We start from the raw sequence: 19,528 nt of genomic DNA on the forward strand, positions 1-19,528 counted from the left end.
ATAGCTGGAGCGTAATTGCCTTTCCATGAGCGTTCGCTTGGGCAATCAATTCGTCGATTGCAAGCCAACCTTCATGGTCTAGCTTTGCTTCAATCACCTCGGGGCGATGCCGAAGGACCAAGCTAAGGAATTTGCTGGTGGAGACGAGTTTATCTTTAGATTTCATGACTGAGATTGTACCGCAAACGAGAAAACACCCGCGACAGAGATTTCCGTCACGGGCGTTTTAAAGTGGGATACGCTTCCAGCGTGTCCTTTGCATTGACAGGCAAGATGCCTGTCCCACATTACAGCGCAACGGCTTTGACCTCGCGGACGAAGCGATTGGTGTCAGACTCTAGGAAGTTACTAACGACGTTGAAGACGGCGTCGCTGAAGCCTCCGATGTTCAGGATGTCCTGGCGCCCACCCTTCTCCCGAGTCGGCGACAGGCCTCTTGCACTCGTTCTTCCTCAGGGGCGCCCGCGGATATGGCTCCGTAGTGAGCCGAGAATTTGATGCCGGAATAATCGGTCAAGCCGAAAACGAGAAAACCGTAGTTGATCAGAATGGACAGCAATGCCATGCAGGTCCATTCCTGGCCGCCACCCCAAGCTCCGGCGGAAGAAAAAACGCAGCCGATTTTTCCGTCGCGTTTGCCCCAGTTTTCGATGGGTTGTTGGTCCCACCACTGCTTCATCTGCCAACTCACGCAGCCGTAGTTGGTCGGAGAGCCAAGCGCGAGTCCCTCACACCATTCCAAGTCCGTATGATCGGCCTCTGCGATGTTTCGCAGGCGAACTTCAGTATCGTCGAGCTGCTGCGCACCTTCAGCCACCAGCTCCGCCATAAGCTGAGTGTTCTTGGTATTTGAATGGTAAAGAACCAAAATCTTCGTCATCGAGCTTTCAGTTTGTGGGGGATGAAGTGCTGAGAATTGGCGATCTTATCGACGGACGCTAAACGAGTGATTTTTCTTGATTGAGCGTGGAAGTGATGTTTCTTAACTGGCGGATCAACGTGTCCGCCTCATCCGGCGTCATGCACCCGTACATTTCATCGCGGATGGATTGCCCGGCTTTCCAAAGCTTGCGCAGCTTTCGTTTTCCGCTGGCGGTCAGCGCAACGGTTTTGGCGCGGGAATCGGTTGGGTGGCTCGCCCTTTGGATCAGTTCCATCTTTTCCAGTAACACCAGCATCGCTCGAACCGTACTCGGGTCAGAGGAGATTCGGTCGGCCAGTTCACGCTGCGTTAATGCTTGGCCCTCCGAGAGTGCCAATAGAAGCACAAATTGGTCAGCGGTCACGCCGTGCTGAGCAAACGCTGCCTCCGTGTTGCGGTGAAGCGCCATGTAGGCCGCACGCAATGCTAACGGCAACTCTCGCTCTTGCTGTGTGGATTCCTTCATCTATTCAAGCGACTCCTATGCGAAAAAAATGTCTGATGGCCGCCTTCGTCGATCTATGGGCGTTCGTGATGCACCCATCATGGATCGGTCTCCGACGGGATACCCGTCGGATTAGGCGCGTTATCGGTCGCAGCTGGTGGACCAAGGGTTTCTTGAAAGATCGGTCTTAAAGCGGAAGCCCAGACTTCGTAGGCGGGTCGTTCAAGATGCAAGCAACCGAATCAGCTTCTTGCGTTTGCCGGGAAAGTGGCAATTGTAATCGTTGCAAATGAGCAGAGCATCGGGATCGTGTTTGCGCGCGGTGCGAAATGCCGTTTCGATGAAGTCGATTCCCGTGGTAGTGCTGTACACCGATTCGCAGAGATAGCCTTTGTCTCCGTCCGCCAGTGCTTCATTGACGACGTCCCACATCGTTGCCGACTCATGATAGCGACCGACAACGGTGGCGACGCGATCACCGAGATGAGGCCGTGAAACAACTCCACTGTGGAAAAGTGTACACAACAAACACATGAGGGCGTAGTCCCGACTTTTGAAACCATTCCAAGTGCATCGAGGGGGCAGCTGCTGGCAACGCGGTCCACTTCGTTACGATCCTCGCAGCCTGGCAAATGGACGCTGGCCCAAATGACGCAGCGTCGCCAATTCCAGCGAATGGCCCACAGCTGCCGCGCAATGCAATTCTCTTGCTCAATAGGAGGCGGTGCGTTGTCTCGTTGAATTCGCCCAATGAAATCGAAATATCCCTGAAAATAATCGATTGGCTTACCGATTTGCAGAACTTTCACTCCGGCCTGGGGTTTATGCGTGTACGCACGGTTATCTGCCGAGCGGACCTGCTTCGAGCTTGTGAAATATCTCCGTGCAGGTGCGCAATTCCTCATTTCCGTTGAGCTTAATCTGGCTATAACGCACAGTGCCGCCGTTCCATCATTCGCGAGATCTCGCCCCACTGACGGCGGCATGTTGTCCACCGGGAATCCAGCTCTACCTGCCTCGATGGACATCGAACTGGTGGAGCATGCACCGTCAACCGAATCGGCCTACCAGAAACAAAATGACTGCTCTATCAAAACACCTTGCAACTGCAAGTCTGCTCGTCCTTGTCTTTCTCGCGAGCGGCTTCGCATCGGCTCGAGAATCACAAGTCTCGGTATTGATGCTTGGTGACAGTGGATTCCATAAGCCGTCCGAATTCTATCGGCATCTCGCGGGTCCGCTCAAAGAGCAAGGGATCGCACTTGTTTATACGGAAAAGCTGAGCGACGTTAACGAAGAGAATCTTGCCAAGTATGAAGGGCTGATGGTCTTTGCAAACATCGAACAAATCACACCGAAGGCCGAGTCGGCTCTGCTGAAGTATGTTCACAATGGTGGAGGCCTGATCCCCGTTCACTGCGCTTCGTTCTGTTTTCTCAATTCCGATAAGTACATCGAATTGGTTGGCGGTCAGTTTCGAAGTCACGGGCTCACCCGCTTTGAAACCAAGATCGTGGCTTCCGACCATGAGATCATGCGGGGGCTGAAACCGGTTCGGTCGATGGACGAAAGCTACCGACACAGCAAGCTCAATCCGGACATGACAGTCCTTGAGACGCGGAGCGACGAATCCGGCCCCGTGAGCGATCCCGATGGTGAACCTTACACATGGATCAGGACAAGCGGAAAAGGACGCGTTTTCTATACAGCGTGGGGGCACGATCATCGAACGTGGTCCAACACTGACTTTCAAAAGTTGCTCGCACGAGGTGCGTTGTGGGCCTGTGGTCAGACGCTCACCGCCGCTTCGGCCGACAGTGGCAAGCCTGCAGATCCCAAAGCGGAAGCGGTAGTCGCTGCGAATCGTCCCTTTTCCGCGCCGGCAATGAATACGCCTTCGGTCGACGATGAAGGATTTTCTGCGACAGACGTGGGGGCGAAGATCCCCAACTACACGCCGGGTGCCCAGTGGGGAACGCAGGCCGAACCATTCTCGAAGATGCAAGATCCTCTACCAGCAGAAGAATCCATCAAAGCATTCGCGACTCCGGAAGACATGCATCTCGCAATCTGGGCCAAGGAGTCGACCGACAACTGGCCCGGCGATCGCCAACAAAAGGACAAGACCGCGGGACTAAAGGGCAAGCCGATCGCGATGACCTGGGACGAGGACGGGCGTCTGTGGATTTGCGAAACGGTGGACTATCCCAATGAACTTAAAGAGAAATCAGCTCTCGGCCGCGACCGCATCAAGATTTGCGAAGATACCGACAACGACGGCCAGGCTGACAAGTTCACGGTCTTTGCAGAAAACCTGAGCATTCCGTCGACATTGGTTTGCTACCGGGGTGGTGTGATCGCCCAGGACGGCGAAGAGACGATCTACTTGAAAGACATCGACGGGGACGACAAAGCCGATTTTCGACAGTCGCTGATTACCGGTTGGGCGCTGGGGGACACCCACGGCGGCGTTAGCAATTTTCAGTATGGCCCCGACAATTGGATCTGGGGCATGCAGGGCTACAACAATTCCCAGCCCGTCATCAACGGCGAACCGCAAATGCGTTTCCGCCAAGGGTTTTGGCGATTCAAGGTCAAGGCGGGTGCCTCGGATGAGACAGCGCCAGCCTATGCGATCGACGCAGAAACGAGCAAAGTCGCAGACAAACAATCAAGCGACTTCGATCAGCACACAATCCGTGTCGATGCATTGGAGTTCATGCGAGGCACGAACAACAACACCTGGGGGCTAGGTTTCAGCGAGGAAGGCTATGTCTTTGGTTCAACGGCCAACGGTTGCCCGAGCGTTCACATGCCGATTCCCAATCGGTATTACGATCAAGTCGCCGGCTGGTCGCCCGAGACGCTTCAGAATATTGCCCAATCGCATCGGTTCGATCCGATCGATGATCGCATTCGTCAAGTCGACTGGCACGGTGGATTCACGGCCGGATGCGGCTCGGCAATCTACACTGCTCGCAACTATCCACCGACTTGGTGGAACCGCATTCAGATGGCCTGCGGTCCGACGGGACACCTCGTCGGTTCTTTCGTGCTGGAGAAGGACGGTGCAAGCTATCGTTCGCGAAACGCGTTCAACACGGTTGCCAGCATCGATGACTGGTCAGCTCCGATCATGTCGGAGGTCGGTCCCGATGGCAACGCATGGGTCGTGGATTGGTACAACTACATTGTTCAGCACAACCCGACGCCCAACGGTTTCCAAACCGGCAAAGGAGCTGCTTACGAAAGTGATCTGCGAGACAAACGTTTTGCCCGAGTCTACCGGTCGCTGCCGAGGAAGGCGATGTGACGAACGGCCTGGCGATGTTCAAGAAACACTGCTCGGCTTGTCACATCCATGGCGAAATCGGACAAGAAATCGGTCCTAACTTGACGGGCATGGCGGTTCATCCCAAAGAAGAAATCTTGATGAACGTCCTCGATCCATCGCGAAGCGTCGAAAGCAACTTCCGCACGTACCAGATTTTGACCGTCGACGGAAATGTGCTCTCAGGAATGCTAGCCGGCGAGTCGGCAAACTCGCTACGCATCATCGACACGCAAGGCAAAGAAAAGCTGGTCCTTCGCGAAGACATTGAGCAATTGACTTCGTCGCCCAAGTCATTGATGCCAGAGGGTTTTGAAAGCTCGATCAGTAAAACTGAAATGACGGATCTGCTGTCGTTTCTCGCCAAACGTGGCAAGTATGCGCCGCTGAACCTTTCTAGCGCTGCGACCATCAACAGCGAGAAAGGCCTCCCCGGATTCCGCGGACGACCTGGAGACAAGTTTGTGCTCGATTCCTACGGGCGTGTGGAGGTCGAAGGCGTTCCGTTCGAATTGGTCGATCCCCAGGGAGATCGGATCGCCAATATCATCGGTTTGCAACGTCAATCATCGCGATTCCCAAGCACGTTGCCAGACTCGGCTAGCCTCGACTGCGCTGGAAACGTGAAAGCGATTCACATGTTGGGGGGCGTCGCCTGGGCTGCCTACCCGCGTTTCAAGGATGAAACGACCAGCATGATCGTCCGTCGTCATTACGCTGACGGAAGCACAAGTGACTTTGAATTGGTCAACGGCAAGCACATCGTGACTTACCAAGCGGGCGAGGATGTGCCGGAATCGAAGAAGGCGATTGAAGCTGGCAGGAAGCAAATCCGCTACTTGAAGATTCCTACCGACGCTGACAAAGCACTTACGAAAATCGAGTTCATAAAAGGCGGTGACTTTTCGCTTCCGCTCGTGTTTGCGGTGACCGTCGAGTTTGCCGGTGACGGTCACTAGACCTGACGGTGAATCGTTGACGTTCCTACTCCTCTTCTTCTGTATCGAGACCCTCTTATGAGAAAATTAGTTGTTCTAGTCCTGCTCGGCATGCTACAGCTTGCCAGTGCCGTTGCCCAAGCACAGGAGCAAAACCCGGAACGTCCTCGCCAAGGTCGTCGCGGAGGCGGATTCGGCGGCCCGATTGAACTTGGCCCCGAAGACAAGCAAACTTATCCCGATCCTGCAGATAGCATCGTCGCAAAGCGGGAAGACATTCCGCACGGCAAGTTGGAGATGATCGACTATGAGTCGAAGACGGTCGGCACGACGCGCAAGATGAACGTCTACACGCCTCCGGGGTACTCGAGCGAGAAGAAGTACCCTGTCTTGTATTTGTTGCACGGCATTGGCGGCGACGAAACCGAGTGGCAGCGTTTTGCGTCACCTGATGTGTTGTTTGACAACCTCATCGCGGATGGCAAAGCGGTTCCGATGATTGTGGTGATGCCGAACGGTCGCGCGCAGAAGAATGATCGCGCCGAAGGCAATGTGATGGCGAGTGCTCCAGCATTTGCCGTTTTTGAGAAAGACTTGCTCGATGACGTCATTCCCACCATCGAGTCGCGTTATTCCGTTCAGGCCGATCGAGAACATCGAGCCCTGGCCGGCTTGTCGATGGGCGGTGGCCAGTCGCTGAACTTTGGACTGACCAACCTGGACACGTTTGCCTGGGTCGGCGGATTCTCGTCCGCGCCCAATACCAAGGCCCCGGAGGAGTTGGTCCCCGATCCAGAAAAGACGAAGGAACAACTTGAGCTACTCTACTTGTCATGTGGAAACAAAGACGGATTGATCCGAGTCAGTCAACGTCTGCAGCGCTATTTGAATGAGAACGAAATTCCGCACATCTGGAATGTTGACTCGCACGGACACGATCCGACCCACTGGCGCAACAATCTGTACTACTTTGCTCAACTGGTATTTCAGGAGACATCCAAGGCCTCAGAGCTGCAAGAAGACACGACGACCGAATCGAATGAACAACCTTCTGCGAACAAAGATGAGAACGCGGCTGCTGGAAGCAATGTTCCTGAAGGCATCAAAGACGATTTTAAGCCGGCATCTACGAATCAAGCGGGAACGGACTACCCGCAGGTCAATTCCCAAGGTCGAATCAAGTTTCGAGTCGTCGCGCCGGAGGCGAAGAGCGTGGCAACGACATTTCGCGACAGCACCGAGTTCGTCAAAGGTGCAGATGGGGCATGGATCGGATACTCACGACCTCTTGACGAAGGCTTCCACTACTATGAGCTGATCATCGATGGTGCCCACGTTCCGGATCCCAACAGCAAATACTATTTCGGAGCAATGCGTTGGGGGAGCGGAATTGAAATACCCGCCCACGATCGTGATTTCTACGCACTGAAAAACGTTCCCCACGGCCAAGTTCGCGAGATCTACTTTCATTCAGATAGCACGGATTCCGAGCGGCGAGCTTTCGTTTACACACCACCGGGCTACGACAGAAACCAAGAAGTACGCTACCCAGTGCTGTACTTGCTACACGGCTGGGGCGAAAACGAATACGGCTGGAGCGTCCAAGGCCACGCGGGTCTGATCATGGACAATTTGATCGCGGAAGGAAAGACGAAGCCCTTCATCATCGTTATGACCTATGGCATGACCAACGAAATTCGCATGGGAGGCCTTCGCAACTTTGACATCAAGGATTTTGAAACCGTTCTGGTTGACGAACTCATCCCCCATATCGACCAGAACTTCCGCACTCTGACCGATCAACCGAATCGTGCCATGGCTGGACTGTCGATGGGCAGCATGGAAACGAAGTCAATCACGCTACGCAACCTTGACAAGTTTTCACACATCGGCCTCTTCAGTGGAGCCACGATTGGAAAAGAGGATGTTGAGAACACGGAAGGATTCAAAGACAAAGTCGAACTCGTGTTCGTTAGCTACGGAAGCAAAGAGGTCGACGGTGGTCGAACTCGTCGGGGAGGCAACCCGGCTGACTCCGTGAAGCAATTGAAGGAGATGGGAATCAATGCCCACTACTACCTGTCTCCCGAAACCGCCCACGAATGGCAGACTTGGCGACGCAGCTTGAAGGAATTCGCCCCTCTGTTGTTTCAGCCCGAGGACAGCCTGTTGGGCAACTGGAAGGTCGACTTTGATACTCGAATCGGCGTCCAAAGTTATGCAATGACGTTTAGCAAGGAAAGCGGCAAACTCTCCGCGACGGCGAAAGCTGACGTCAATGGTCGCTCACGCGACGTTACCTTTGAGCAGGTCAAACGGGCCGGCGATGCCATCTCGTTCGTCGAAAACCTGAATTTTGGTGGAAACGAAATTCGCATTGAATACGAGGGGCAGATCGAGGGCGACAAGATTCTGTTTTCGCGAAAGGTAGGCGACTTCGCAACGGAAACGGCAACAGCGAAGAAGTCGAAATCTGTTGATGACTTGGTCTCGGAAAACGCAAAGGAATCAATGCTGCGTGGGGCGGATGCTCAGCAGTCGCTTGCCACGCGTGAGCTTCCCAAGTCACCACCAAAGGAAGATTCTACTCCGGTGGTCGAAGTCAAAATCGATCGCCTTATAAGAGACGCATTCAAAGACTCATTCCTGGTCGGCATGGCCGGTGACCTTCCTTTGCGTTATTCAGAGGAGGAGCTGAAACTAGCCGCCGAGCATTTTGCCGCGATCACTCCCGAAAACTGCATGAAGCCCGAGCGAGTTCACCCGGCCGAAGATCGTTGGGATTTTGAGCAGACCGATGCTTTGGTGCAGTGGGCCGAAAAGAACGACATGACCATCCACGGCCACACCTTGGTTTGGCATGCGCAGACGCCCAATTGGTTCTTCGAGGGGCGTGATCCCGAGACGGTCAAGCGGCGAATGAAACAACATATTGAAACGCTTGCGGGACGGTACAAAGGGAAGTTGCAGAGCTGGGATGTGGTCAATGAAGCCATCAACGATGGTGGGAACTCTGAAACCGCGAAGACGGAAAATCTACGCAACTCGAATTGGTTGCAAACGCTCGGCCCCGAGTTTCTCACTTTGGCATTCAAGTTTGCTAGACAGGCAGATCCCGATGCGGTGCTCTACTACAACGACTACAACATCGAATCGGGACCCAAGCATGCAAGTTCGATGGTGCTGCTTAAACGACTCCTTGCCGATGGTGCTCCCATCGATGCCGTCGGCATCCAAGGGCATTGGCGAAGCGGGCGAGTTCCTTTCGAAGACATCGAAAAGGCGATCACCGACTATGCATCGCTTGGACTGAAAGTCAGTATCACCGAACTCGACGTGACAATCCGTGGTGAATCCAGCGGTCAATTCGGAAGACGACGGTTTCGCAACAGTGCTCCTCCAACCGTTGACGACTTGAACGCTCAGGCCGACGACTACGCAAGGCTGTTTGCTATCTTCAAGAAGCATGAAGACGTCATCGAACGCGTTACTTTTTGGGGCCTGAACGATCGACGAACATGGAGGTGGGGGCAACATCCTCTTCTTTTTGACGGCAACAACAATGCGAAGCCGGCGTATGCCAGTATTGTGACGGTGGCAGAGAGCGATGACGATGCTGCCAAGAGAGCCCCCGAACCGTCAAAGAACGTGAAGATTGAAGACGGTGGTCAGGGTGATTTTTCAGCGATCGTAACGGAAGCACCAGCCCTCGCGGGAATGACGATTTTCGATCGATAAAATCCAGCACGAAGTCGCGGTAGTCATCCGGCCCGAAATCATCGGCGTCACCGTCCGTGACCTTGCCGTCTCGATAAATTTGTGGACCGTAGTAACGACTCGACTTCTTTCCTTTGTAGAACCAGGTCCACATGCAGTATTCATCGAACCCATGTTCGACTGGCTGATTTGGGCACTCATCGAACTTGCCAAGCTGCCACTTTCCGGCGATCGCAGTGGCGTAGCCGGCGTCGCGGAAATCATGGGCGAAGGTTCTGATCTCCGGCACCAGGCGAACTCCTTCGCTCTTTCCGATCAGGGCTCTATAGCCGGTCCGGTTGGGATACAGGCCGCTCATGATCATCACGCGTGTTGGAGTGCATAGCGGCGTTGCATACGCGTTGTTAAAGCGAATCCCTTCGGCGGCCATCTGGTTCAGATGTGGAGTCGTGTAAATCGTGCTGCCGTAGCAGGCCAGCCCCTCAGCGCCGATATCGTCCGCCATGATGACAATGACGTTGGGGCGGTCATACGCGGCGGCTCCGAGAGCGCTCCAAACGACGAGCAGGCAAGCTGCGATGCAACAAGTCCTCGAACGTGGTCCGGTGTTCATGTCTTCGTGAAGGATTTGGATGATCGGGTGTTACATGCCAGATGCAGATTCGATTCTGCGAACGCGAATGGATCGAAACGAAACGTGGCGTGCTTTCTCCGGCGACTTCTTGACGCCGTGCACCTGCAAAGCAATCACACCCGAAGGATACTTCGCATAGGCCTCATCATCAGTGACGTCCGAAACCTGTTTGCCATTGATCCATGTTTGAATTCGTGGCCCTTTGGCCAAGACTCGAAGTGTGTTCCAGTGGCCGTTCACCATCGCTTCATTGCGAATCAGGTCTTCTTTCGGCGTTATCCATGCGCCGTTTCCCTGGTTGAAAATGCAGCCACTGCGCCCGGGAGATTTTCCAATATCCACCTGTGGTCCGTGGATGGACGGACGAACCTTGCCGGCGTCGTTGGTACGCGTCAACTGAGTCCGGATTTGAATCCCCGAATTTAAGTCGGTGTCGTGAAGTTTGACTTCCAATTCGAGTTCAAAGTCACCGTACGATTCAACGGTGTGCAAGAACTGTGTCTGGCTGGAGCTGGTGCCAACAATGACTCCTTCGGACAACGCGAACTGTGTGTTGTCACGTGATGGTTTCCAACCTTCGAGGCTCTTGCCATCGAACAAGGTCACCCAATCACCAGCGAACGCGGAGCCCCAGCAAAGCGAACTGACAAGAAGTACGAGGATGGAGATATGGCGTTGCGTCGTTGAACGAACAGAACGCCCCAGTAAATCTGCAATCATTTGAATTCCTGTTGTTAAACACTAGGGAGAGAAAATTCAGGACGTCGTTCTTTGGTCAACATTGCATTTGCCGCCTTATCGCCGATGATCTGCTCGTTGTCCGCGTCCCAATTGATCGTGCGACCGGTAATCCGACAGATATTGATCAGGTGCGCGACGCTGGTAATCAGATGGCCGACTTCCACCGGCGCATTAGGCTGTTCACGGGTTTCGATGCAGTCCAGCCAGTTTGCGACGTGCGATTCCGTTTGTGACCCGGTGAATGGAGCGAGTAAGTCCTTCGGATTGCACGCGAAGCGTCCTCGATTGATTTCGAGTTTGCCCTGCTGGCCGATGAATATGCCGCCGAACGCGGGACCATCCGTACTTTCCAGCCGAATGACAGTGCCGTCGGGATAGTACAGTCGAACCCCACGATCCCAGAAACTCTTCGCTTCAGTGGTGGGTTCGATCCGCGTTGGCGCCACGTTCTCCCACCCCATGGCAAGGTGAACCATGTCCAGTGCGTGCGAACCACGATCGCAAATGGGGCCGCCTGTGAATGCGTCGTAACTCCGCCACCTACGGTGAAGTCGTTCGTGATAGTCAAGCAGCGGTGCTTGATCACAAAAAAGATTCCAATCCATGCCTTTGGGGATGGGTTGCTGGTCGAGACCCGTCGCAGGCCGAGAGCCTGAGTAATTCTTCACGAGGATCGTCGAAACTTTGCCAAGTCCGCCGTCGCGCACAAATTCGCAAGCATATTGATTGATCGGTGTGCTGCGTTGTTGTGTACCAACCTGCAGCACGCGTTTGTGTTTTCGCACGGCCTGCACCAGTGCGCGGCCTTCGGGAATGCTGAAGCTGAGCGGCTTTTCTGCGTAGATATCCAGACCCTTGGCACAGGCGATGATTGCCGCCCGCACTCGTACATGATCCGGCGTCGCGATCATGACCGCGTCGAGATCTTCCTGCTCGAACATCTGCTCGTAACTTTGATAGCGTTTCCAGGAATCACCGGCCCGCGGATTGTTCTTGTTGTCAGCCGCAAGAACATCGATCTGCGGCAAGTAGCAATCGCAGACGGCGACCAGTTCGGCTCGATGAGATTCGCGACCCAACGCACGCGTCAGCCATTTGGCTCGCCCGCCCGCACCGATTAGCCCGACACGGAGTTTGTCATTCGCCGATGTTGGCGGCGCAGCGTAGATTGCTGACGGCACGAGACCTGACGCGGCCAGCGTGGTGGTCACGCCGATCGACATAATCGCAGTGCGACGTGAAGAGTGATTTCGAGTGGAGTGATTCATGGCAGGTCCTGTGGTTCGGCTTGTTTTCATGATTTGAAAGGACTGAACTATTTCTTCTTTTTCTCTTTTGGGTTTCCCCGACGCTTTTGGGGCAAGGCAGAGGGAAGGGGTTGGGCGGCGTCTTCGAAACTGGGGACCAGAGCGCGGAGTTTCTTGACTGTTGCGGCGTATTCCGGGTCGTCAACCTGATTGGTCCATTCGTGAGGATCCTTGGTGGTGTCGTAGAACTCTTCTTCATCCGCCCCATAACGGGTATAGCGTCCGAGTTCGTGGCGGATGCTGATGTAGGCAAGGTCCGTTTTGGTCTTATGACACAATCCGGTGATAGCCGTGCTTTGCCACGGAGCCATCGGGTCTTTTAGCAGGGGGACCAGCGAGCGTCCATCGATGGTCGCGGGCGGCGTCAGACCACAGAGTTCAGCCAGGGTGGGGTAGATGTCCAGCAGGGACACGAAGCGTTCAGAAACACCCCCGGCTTCGGTGACTCCGGGCGAGCGAAACATCAACAGCGTGTGAGTTCCCTCTTCCCAAAGGGTGGTTTTTTGCCAGTGATGTTTTTCGCCCAGGTGGAAGCCGTGATCAGTGAGGAAGACGACAATGGTGTTGTCCTTGTAGGGGCTTTTTTCGAGGGCATCGAGAACCCGCCCCATCTGAGTGTCGACATACGTGGTCGTGGCCAGGTAGGCCTGAACCGCTTCTTTGTGTTTGCCAGCTTTGATGACCTTGTCGGCGAAGCTCCCGATCCCGTCACTGACTGCTCTGGCGAGCGGAGGAAGGTCATCCAAATCGTCCTCCCGCAATTCAGGAAGGACGATCTGATCCAGCGGGTACATGTCGAAGTATTTCTTCGGGACATACCAGGGCATGTGCGGATTAAATGAGCCATAAGCCAGGAAGAACGGCTTGTCGTGTTGTCTCTGCAGAACAGCAACCGCCCTGTCGGCTCCGAGCGTGTCATTCATCTGTTCTTCGGTGAGATGAATGGGCCCCCAGTCCTGCTCTCCCCCGCTGAGTTTGGCCAGAGGTGCTCCGGGAGGAGCTGGATCTCGCTTGTGGCCAACCTTGTCGTCCCAATGCTGTCTTTGGTCCCAACCGTGGGTGATTTTTCCGTAACCGAAGGTGCCGTAGCCGCTCTTCTTGAACGACCCGGCCAGAGATAACACGTCACCCTGATTCAGTATCTCACTTTTGCTGATGGTCTGTGCGTTGATGTAGATTCCCGACCTCCACGGCGCGACCCCTGAAAAGAAGGCTGTGCGAGAAGGCGAACAAACCGGTGCCGCGGTGTAGGCTCGCGTGAAGTTCACTCCACTGCTGGCGAGCTTGCGAAGATTTGGCGCGACCACCTTGCCTGCATAGCGATCCACGTCTTCCAACATCCAGCTGTTCAAATCGTCGGCCACGAGAAACAGCACATTCATCGGCTTGTCAGGCGGCGCGGCTGCGCAGATCGAATGTGTGAATAGCGAAACGATCGCGCCGGCGAATATTGATAGTACGAGTGTGAAACGCATTTACTGGTTCTTCGTTTTCTTGACGTTGTTCTTGGTTGCGGAAGATGATGTCTCGGGGAGTCTGCCGATCGGTCGGCTGTTCGCTTCGAGTTCCCTGACTGCCTTATCCATTCGACGACGCAGGTCTGCGACGATTTCGGGGTGGTCGGCTGAGACGTCTCGTGTCTCGCCAGGATCAACTGCAAGATTGAAGAGCGATCCTGCAGGCGCGGAAGGACGCTTTTCTTCGCGCCCGCTCTTTCCGCCTGGCTTGAGTTCTCGAACCAGCAACTTCCATTGACCGTGACGAATCACGGAACGTGGTACGACGAACGCCAGGCGAGTTGGCGAGCAGCGTTGGTGCACATAGAAGTCCGTGAACTTCATCCCTTGCCGACACAGCCGATCGATGTTCGGCGTTTCAAGCGAATCGGAGCCGTAGCAACCAAGGTCACCGTATCCCTGATCGTCCGTCAGAAAGACCACGATGTTTGGCCTGCCTGCTGCCTCGACGCCCGCGTCCCCAATGAGCACAGCGGTCCAGAATACAGCGTGAGTGAATAATCGTTTCAACATTTTCGACACCACTATTCCAACTCCTCTGGTGTCATGCTTTCCGGATCAAAGATCGGGCCGCGCCATTCGTTGTCCGGCATTGAGTGTGTCCACGTCGGACAGTCGCTGTAGAAGTAGCCAATCAGGTTTCGTTCGTCACTGAGCTCAGCACAGTGAGATCGTGCGACGTAGTCGGCCCATTCCTTCCAGTCGTTGCTCCGAAAATCGTAGTGGACCGTGTGCTTTTCCCACTGGTGCGATTCGGTGAAGGGAAGTAGGTGGCAATAGGGCATGTCGAGCGCGCGATACTCATCGATCGTGAATGCCCGCGAATGTCGCCACTTACGCACGGTCACTTCCTGCACCCATCCGACCGTGTTGAATCCCCAGACGGCCGAAACATAGAAGCTGTTGAACTTCGCTCCCTCTGTCGCCATGCGGTCGATATTCGGCGTGGCAATGTCTTCCGCGGCATAGCACGACAGATCGCCATAGCCGAGGTCGTCTGCGAGGATGACGATAACGTTGGGCTTTCGATCGTTTGCCAGCGCTGCACTGAAATCAAAGGCCAGAGTAGCGAGCAGGCAAACGCCGCAGAGCAACGATTGAGTGAATTGATTCATCGTTTGTTTGCCTTTTCATAATTCTCTGGCAGTTCGGCAATCCGCCCGACCATTGCGTCGGCGTAGCTTGTGCAGGCAAGGTATCCATGCAAAGCGTCCTTCCAGGCTCCCATTGCGACGAGCCTGTCGTAATGCACTTTCTTGCGATTTTGACGTTGCTTGCGAATCTTGTCCGGTAAATCTGCCAAGTCATCTTCTTTGAACGCGGGAGTCTCGATGGCGTCTCGATCGTACAGATCGAAATACTTCTGCGGGCAGTAGTTGGGGTAATGAGGAGCGTAGAAGCCGCAGGCCAGAAAGAACGGCTTGTCGTGTTTTTGCTTCAATTGTTCGACCGCCCAGTTGGCTCGAATCGTGTCGGCCATCTCCTCTTCCCGTTCCTTCGGAACTGCCCCCCATTCCAGAAACAGTCCGCCGGTAATCTCTTTGCCTTTGTTGTAAACACTTGCCGGAAAGGGTTGCGGCACGGGTGTGTCACTGCTCCACGATTCCAGCGCCCAGCCGCCTTCGTGTTGAAACTGATTTCGCAGGAAGAACTCTGTCCATCCACGCTGGTCGATCGCTCCGGCCGAATGATGAAACAGCTTGCCAGCGCCAAGCGTGGTGTAACCCGCTTTGGCAAAGCTCGTTTGCAGCGACTCAATCTCCGGATGATGCACAAAGTAGTTCGGAGTCTGGTAGCATCCGGTTGTCGAAGCGTATTGACCCGAGAAAATCGCTGCGCGACTGGGCGCACAGAAGACTCCAGCGGTGTGCCCATTGGTAAAGCTTCACATCGGTGAAGATGCCTCACAGCAGGGCAATCACTTCTCATCATCTTCAAGCGGCCGGCTTCCATCGAACGCTCCCCACTTCTTTCGCTTGGCGTAGTCCTGATTAGCCTCGTAGACGCTTGGATCAAAGTCAGGATTCATCTTGGGGATGCGCGCATCAACGGATTCAAAGTAGTCCATCATTTCGCGGTACATCTCCTTGTGTCGATCTGGGAGTTGCCCTGCAATGTTGGTGACTTCGCCCATGTCCGTCGACAGGTCAAACAACATGGGAGTGTTTGGGCTGTCATAGAAGTGCAGCAGTTTCAAATCGCCGGAAACGACGGCCGAGTGCGGCATGCCGGATCGATAATGTGGGTAGTGAAAGTACAAATTGCGTTGCAGAAAAGCGTCGTCGGGCTCCTTGCCTGACATGTAACCCGCCAGGCTCACACCATCGATGTCTTCGAGCGTGTCCGGATTACCGCCTGCCCAATCGACGAACGTTGGCAGAAAGTCGTAGTTGACGATGTTGCCGCGGAAGGAACTGCCAGCGGCAATGCCCGGACCTTTTACGATCATTGGAACGCGAATACCGCCCTGCCAGACCCACCACTTCGCTCCGTGGTGCGGTTGCTTAAGCTCAGGATCCAAGTGCAACTCTTTGTGCCGGTATCCGTTGTCGGAAACCAGGACAACGTAGGTGTTGTCTTCGATGCCCAGCGATTTGATCTTGTCCAAAACGGCACCGATTCGCCCATCCAGGTCTTCGGCCATGCCCAGCCAAACAGCGGGGTCATCACCCAGACGGACGGTGTCTTTGTCCTTGCTGTTGGCTTTGTACCAAGCCTGAACAAGCGGATGATTGGCATACTTCTCACGTGTCGCCGGCAGACACTCACTTCCCGCGTGCATCGCGTAATGCGAAATCTGCAGGTAGAATGGTATCTTGGCTGCGACCTTTTCTTCCATGAAACCAATCGCCTTCTCCGTCGTGCTGAACATCAACTTCGGGTCGGTCAGGTTGTGGGGCAAACGCCGTGGTTTCTTCTCGCCTTCCTTCGCGAATGAACCAAGCGTATTGCCGGGCTTGTTGTCAGTGTTGCCATCGTGCAACACATAACCTTCGTCGCCAGGGTCACCCCGCATGTGCCATTTGCCAATGTGAGCGCTGACGTAACCCAGTGGCTTCAGCGCTTCGGGGATGGTCACAGAGTCGGGATCAATCGTCTGATCGGCGACGCAGGGGACCACCGGGAAACTTGCGTACTGTCGGCTTTCGTCGTAGTACTCCTGGCCTCGACTGTTCATGTAGACCGTGTAGCCGTTCCGCGGCGACGACTGTCCCGTCTGCACGCAGACTCGCGAGGGAGAACACTGGGGCGAAGCATACGCATTGCGAAACTTCATGCCTTCCTTCGCCAATCGTTCGATGTTCGGCATCTCGAGCACCGGCATTCGAGCGTTCGCCAGCGCGTCATCCATTGCAACTGGCGACCCATTCCAAGCCCAGTCGTCAATGAAGAGCAGCACAATGTTGGGTGGTGAGTCGTCCGCGTGCAGATCCCCTGCACAGAATGCGACGATCGAGATGATTAAGTAGAGTGAACGGTGCTGTAGGTTCATAAGTTTCATTGCCCTGGGCAACGGTAACAAGCATGTGAGTGGGAATGCCTTGTGAAATTTGGTTGGCGGGTCAAACAGTTAGTTCTGATTGAACGCGTTGCTGGTGACGACCAGTTCCACCAGGTCACGAAGTCCGTTACCTCGCTCGGCGAGTTCGTCCACGATCGTCTCAACTGCGGGGCGTTGCTGAAAACCCACCTCGCGGCCAAGTGCGTAAGTCAACATCTTTTCGGTCAGGCACTTCGCGAATTTTGCATTTTGCTTCAGAAGCAATTGCTTCAACTCGGCGATGTCAGCGAAGGATTCTCCACTCGGGAGCGTTCCAGTCGTGTCCACGATTCTGACCGGCTTGCCTGAATCATTGCTGTATTGCTGCCGAAACGAGCCGATCGGATCGAAACTTTCCAAAGCAAAACCGATCGGATCGATCTTACGGTGGCACTCCGCGCACGTGGCTACATTGCGATGTTTGGCAAGCTGCTCGCGAATGGTAGTGGCTCCGCGAATGTCCGGTTCGAGCGGCTCGACATCGGGTGGCGGCGGCGGAGGTGGTGAGCCCAAGATGTTCTCTAGCACCCAGATGCCGCGAATGACGGGAGACGTTTCGACTCCATTCGAGGTTGCCGTCAGCACACTCGCGTGGCCGAGTAGTCCGCCGCGAAATGATTTCTCTGGCAATGTCACTCGACGGAAGTTGTCCCCTTTGACGTTTGGCAATCCGTAGTGTGCGGCGAGGTAACGATTGACGAATGTAAAGTCGGAATTGATAAAGTGTTGGACACTTAAGTTGTTGTGCAGGACTTCCGCAAAGAACAACTGAGTTTCGCGCCGCATCAGCGGTTCAAGCTGTCGATCGTAGTAGGCAGTGAACTTCTGTGTGTCCGGCGGCATCGATCCAAGCTCATGCAGTCGCAGCCAGCTATTCGTGAAGTTTTCGACCAGTGCTTCCGCCCGTGGATCCTTTAGCATCCGACGAGTTTGGGCGAGCAACGTTTTCGTCTCACTGAGCCGTCCGCTGGCCGCGACGCGAAGCAGCTCGTCGTCCGGCATGGAACTCCACAGAAAGTAAGACAGACGTGATGCAAGTCGGTAGTCTTTGTCTTCGCTTTGCCCCGAGTCGGGCGGAGTTTCCACGTAGAGAAAATTGGGCGAACACAGGATGGCTTTGCATGTCGTCGTGAAAGCGGCTTGCTCGGATTCTCCACCGTCAACTCGCGATTGGTAAAAGGCTTCGTATCGAGCAACTTCCGATTTCAATGGCGGGCGACGAAACGCGTGATGGAGAAATTCTTTGAGTGATTGCGTATTTGTGTTTGCCAGAAGATCGGGCTTCGATGAATCGCGGGGTTCTCCTTCGAGAATGCGGTCGATGAAATCATCGTCTTCGGACATCACGCATTCTCCATTGCGATGCGTCGCTCAATGCAACTAGCGAGAGCCGTCCGCACGCGCGACAGCAGAACTCGCACCGAGCCGCCGGTGGAACCAATTTCCCGGGCAGTCTCTTCGGCCGACAATTCTTCCACGTACCGCAAATCGAGTAGCCGGCGCGACTTTGGCGGGAGTTCTTCCAGACAGGCTTCCAGTGCCTCACGCCGCCCGCTCCGGCCATCAGCCTGAGCCGCAATCGTGTCAGCGAGTTGGCCGAGCAATTCGTCGGAAAAAACGAACCGCGTGCGATCCTCAGCCCGGTAGTAATCTATCACACGCGACTTTGCGATCCACAGCGCCCATGCGACGAACGGCCGATTGAAGTCATATTCATCAAAGCGACGTGCCAGCTCTTGGGCAATCCGCTGAACATCGTCTTCCGCATCATGAAATCTGGAGATTGACGCGAAGACGTACGCCGACACGGAAGGCTCGACCTCCAGCCAGTGATGGGTGAATTCTTCTCGTTTCAGATTTTCGTCCATAAGCACCGACAACGCAAAACAACGGTTTGATGACCGTATGCCGAACGCCGACGGAAATCGTTAACAGGAATCCAGAAAAATGTCTGATCCTATTCGAATTCACTCAAAACAACGATCAGCTTCTCATCTGCTTGGCTGACTCGGCGGCTGGAAAGCCTCGACTCCCTTCGGCTTACAGCAAATGTGCTTTGGGCCGGTTCGTGAAAGAACTTGATGAGCCAATCCCCAGTACCAATGGGGCGAAATACATCGGCGTTAAACATCGGCTCACGCAAGCCAAGACCACGCACGTTGAACACGGCTGATGGGTCAAGTTCATTGCCAAGCCAGTGCCGCTCCCAGCCGAGTTGCTCGTGCTTTGGAATCGATCTCCACATCACAAACTTAGGTGAGTAGAACGTTTGGGCATCAATTCGCTCCTGGAGCCAAGTTTGAAACGCCCTTGCGGGGCACAACCTGTGACAAAACAAACGCAATTCAATCCGGGTTAGCGTTGCAGAACTCCTGTACCATAGGAAGAATTGACAAAACGTAGTGCTTGCTGGAGCGTGTCCGTGAATCAACGCC

Annotated in this window: 15 protein-coding genes and 3 pseudogenes; 3 read left to right on the forward strand and 15 right to left on the reverse strand. The window is 54.6% G+C overall.

The features are described from left to right. The 4 genes from H1B37_RS31540 to H1B37_RS31555 all read right to left on the reverse strand — a co-directional run. Nucleotides 1–166: RNA 2'-phosphotransferase (locus H1B37_RS31540; RefSeq protein ID WP_182871273.1), on the reverse strand; the 166-nt coding region annotated here is incomplete at its 3' end. 222 nt (nucleotides 167–388) lie between these two features. Beyond that, entirely contained in the window at nucleotides 389–880 is a 492-nt protein-coding gene (locus tag H1B37_RS31545; RefSeq protein WP_182871274.1) for a flavodoxin family protein, read from the reverse strand. 58 nt (nucleotides 881–938) lie between these two features. Continuing rightward, nucleotides 939–1,388 carry a MarR family winged helix-turn-helix transcriptional regulator gene (locus tag H1B37_RS31550; RefSeq protein WP_286178433.1) on the reverse strand — a complete coding sequence of 150 codons (450 nt, stop codon included), beginning with the start codon at nucleotides 1,386–1,388 and terminating at the stop codon, nucleotides 939–941. Between the two features lie 201 nt (nucleotides 1,389–1,589). Next, nucleotides 1,590–1,901, reverse strand: a complete 312-nt coding sequence (locus H1B37_RS31555; RefSeq protein ID WP_182871275.1) for an endo-1,4-beta-xylanase — start codon at nucleotides 1,899–1,901, stop codon at nucleotides 1,590–1,592. Nucleotides 1,902–2,445: 544 nt separating this feature from the next. Here H1B37_RS31555 and H1B37_RS34215 point away from each other — a divergent pair. The 3 genes and pseudogenes from H1B37_RS34215 to H1B37_RS31570 form a co-directional block, all read left to right on the forward strand. After that, nucleotides 2,446–4,656, forward strand: a pseudogene (locus H1B37_RS34215) (PVC-type heme-binding CxxCH protein); the annotation flags it as partial. Between the two features lie 20 nt (nucleotides 4,657–4,676). Further along, on the forward strand, nucleotides 4,677–5,657 hold the full coding sequence (locus H1B37_RS34220; protein WP_353620967.1) for a hypothetical protein: 981 nt from the start codon (nucleotides 4,677–4,679) through the stop codon (nucleotides 5,655–5,657). A gap of 90 nt (nucleotides 5,658–5,747) precedes the next feature. Further along, nucleotides 5,748–9,374: an endo-1,4-beta-xylanase gene (locus tag H1B37_RS31570; RefSeq protein ID WP_436299111.1), complete on the forward strand. Its 3,627-nt coding sequence runs from the start codon at nucleotides 5,748–5,750 to the stop codon at nucleotides 9,372–9,374. On the opposite strand, the pseudogene H1B37_RS34670 reads toward H1B37_RS31570, so the two are convergent. The 11 genes and pseudogenes from H1B37_RS34670 to H1B37_RS31630 form a co-directional block, all read right to left on the reverse strand. Continuing rightward, nucleotides 9,259–9,966 (reverse strand): annotated as a pseudogene (locus H1B37_RS34670) (sulfatase-like hydrolase/transferase); the annotation flags it as partial. The gene H1B37_RS31570 and the pseudogene H1B37_RS34670 sit on opposite strands and share 116 nt — an antisense overlap. A 30-nt stretch (nucleotides 9,967–9,996) precedes the next feature. Next, nucleotides 9,997–10,707: a 3-keto-disaccharide hydrolase gene (locus tag H1B37_RS31580; RefSeq protein ID WP_286178436.1), complete on the reverse strand. Its 711-nt coding sequence runs from the start codon at nucleotides 10,705–10,707 to the stop codon at nucleotides 9,997–9,999. Between the two features lie 14 nt (nucleotides 10,708–10,721). After that, nucleotides 10,722–11,996, reverse strand: coding sequence for a Gfo/Idh/MocA family protein (locus H1B37_RS31585; protein WP_182871277.1), 1,275 nt, complete (start codon nucleotides 11,994–11,996; stop codon nucleotides 10,722–10,724). Between the two features lie 47 nt (nucleotides 11,997–12,043). After that, nucleotides 12,044–13,510: a sulfatase gene (locus tag H1B37_RS31590; RefSeq protein WP_182871278.1), complete on the reverse strand. Its 1,467-nt coding sequence runs from the start codon at nucleotides 13,508–13,510 to the stop codon at nucleotides 12,044–12,046. Beyond that, nucleotides 13,511–14,065, reverse strand: coding sequence for a sulfatase-like hydrolase/transferase (locus tag H1B37_RS31595; RefSeq protein ID WP_286178437.1), 555 nt, complete (start codon nucleotides 14,063–14,065; stop codon nucleotides 13,511–13,513). It lies immediately after the preceding gene. Nucleotides 14,066–14,076: 11 nt separating this feature from the next. Then, the gene (locus H1B37_RS34790) at nucleotides 14,077–14,667 is read right to left on the reverse strand and encodes a sulfatase-like hydrolase/transferase (RefSeq protein WP_436299110.1); all 591 of its coding nucleotides are present in this window, start codon (nucleotides 14,665–14,667) and stop codon (nucleotides 14,077–14,079) included. A gap of 20 nt (nucleotides 14,668–14,687) precedes the next feature. After that, nucleotides 14,688–15,434, reverse strand: a pseudogene (locus tag H1B37_RS31610) (sulfatase-like hydrolase/transferase); the annotation flags it as partial. Between the two features lie 36 nt (nucleotides 15,435–15,470). Continuing rightward, nucleotides 15,471–17,054 carry a sulfatase-like hydrolase/transferase gene (locus H1B37_RS31615; protein WP_182871279.1) on the reverse strand — a complete coding sequence of 528 codons (1,584 nt, stop codon included), beginning with the start codon at nucleotides 17,052–17,054 and terminating at the stop codon, nucleotides 15,471–15,473. A gap of 69 nt (nucleotides 17,055–17,123) precedes the next feature. Then, nucleotides 17,124–18,437, reverse strand: coding sequence for a DUF1592 domain-containing protein (locus H1B37_RS31620; RefSeq protein WP_286178438.1), 1,314 nt, complete (start codon nucleotides 18,435–18,437; stop codon nucleotides 17,124–17,126). Further along, nucleotides 18,437–18,961, reverse strand: a complete 525-nt coding sequence (locus H1B37_RS31625; RefSeq protein ID WP_182871280.1) for a sigma-70 family RNA polymerase sigma factor — start codon at nucleotides 18,959–18,961, stop codon at nucleotides 18,437–18,439. Before H1B37_RS31625 ends, H1B37_RS31620 begins: the two co-directional genes overlap by 1 nt. An 89-nt stretch (nucleotides 18,962–19,050) precedes the next feature. Then, on the reverse strand, nucleotides 19,051–19,528 hold a 478-nt coding region (locus H1B37_RS31630), incomplete at its 5' end, for a hypothetical protein (RefSeq protein ID WP_220498472.1).

The organism is Stieleria mannarensis (assembly GCF_014154935.1).
Classification (GTDB): Bacteria; Planctomycetota; Planctomycetia; order Pirellulales; family Pirellulaceae; genus Stieleria; species Stieleria mannarensis.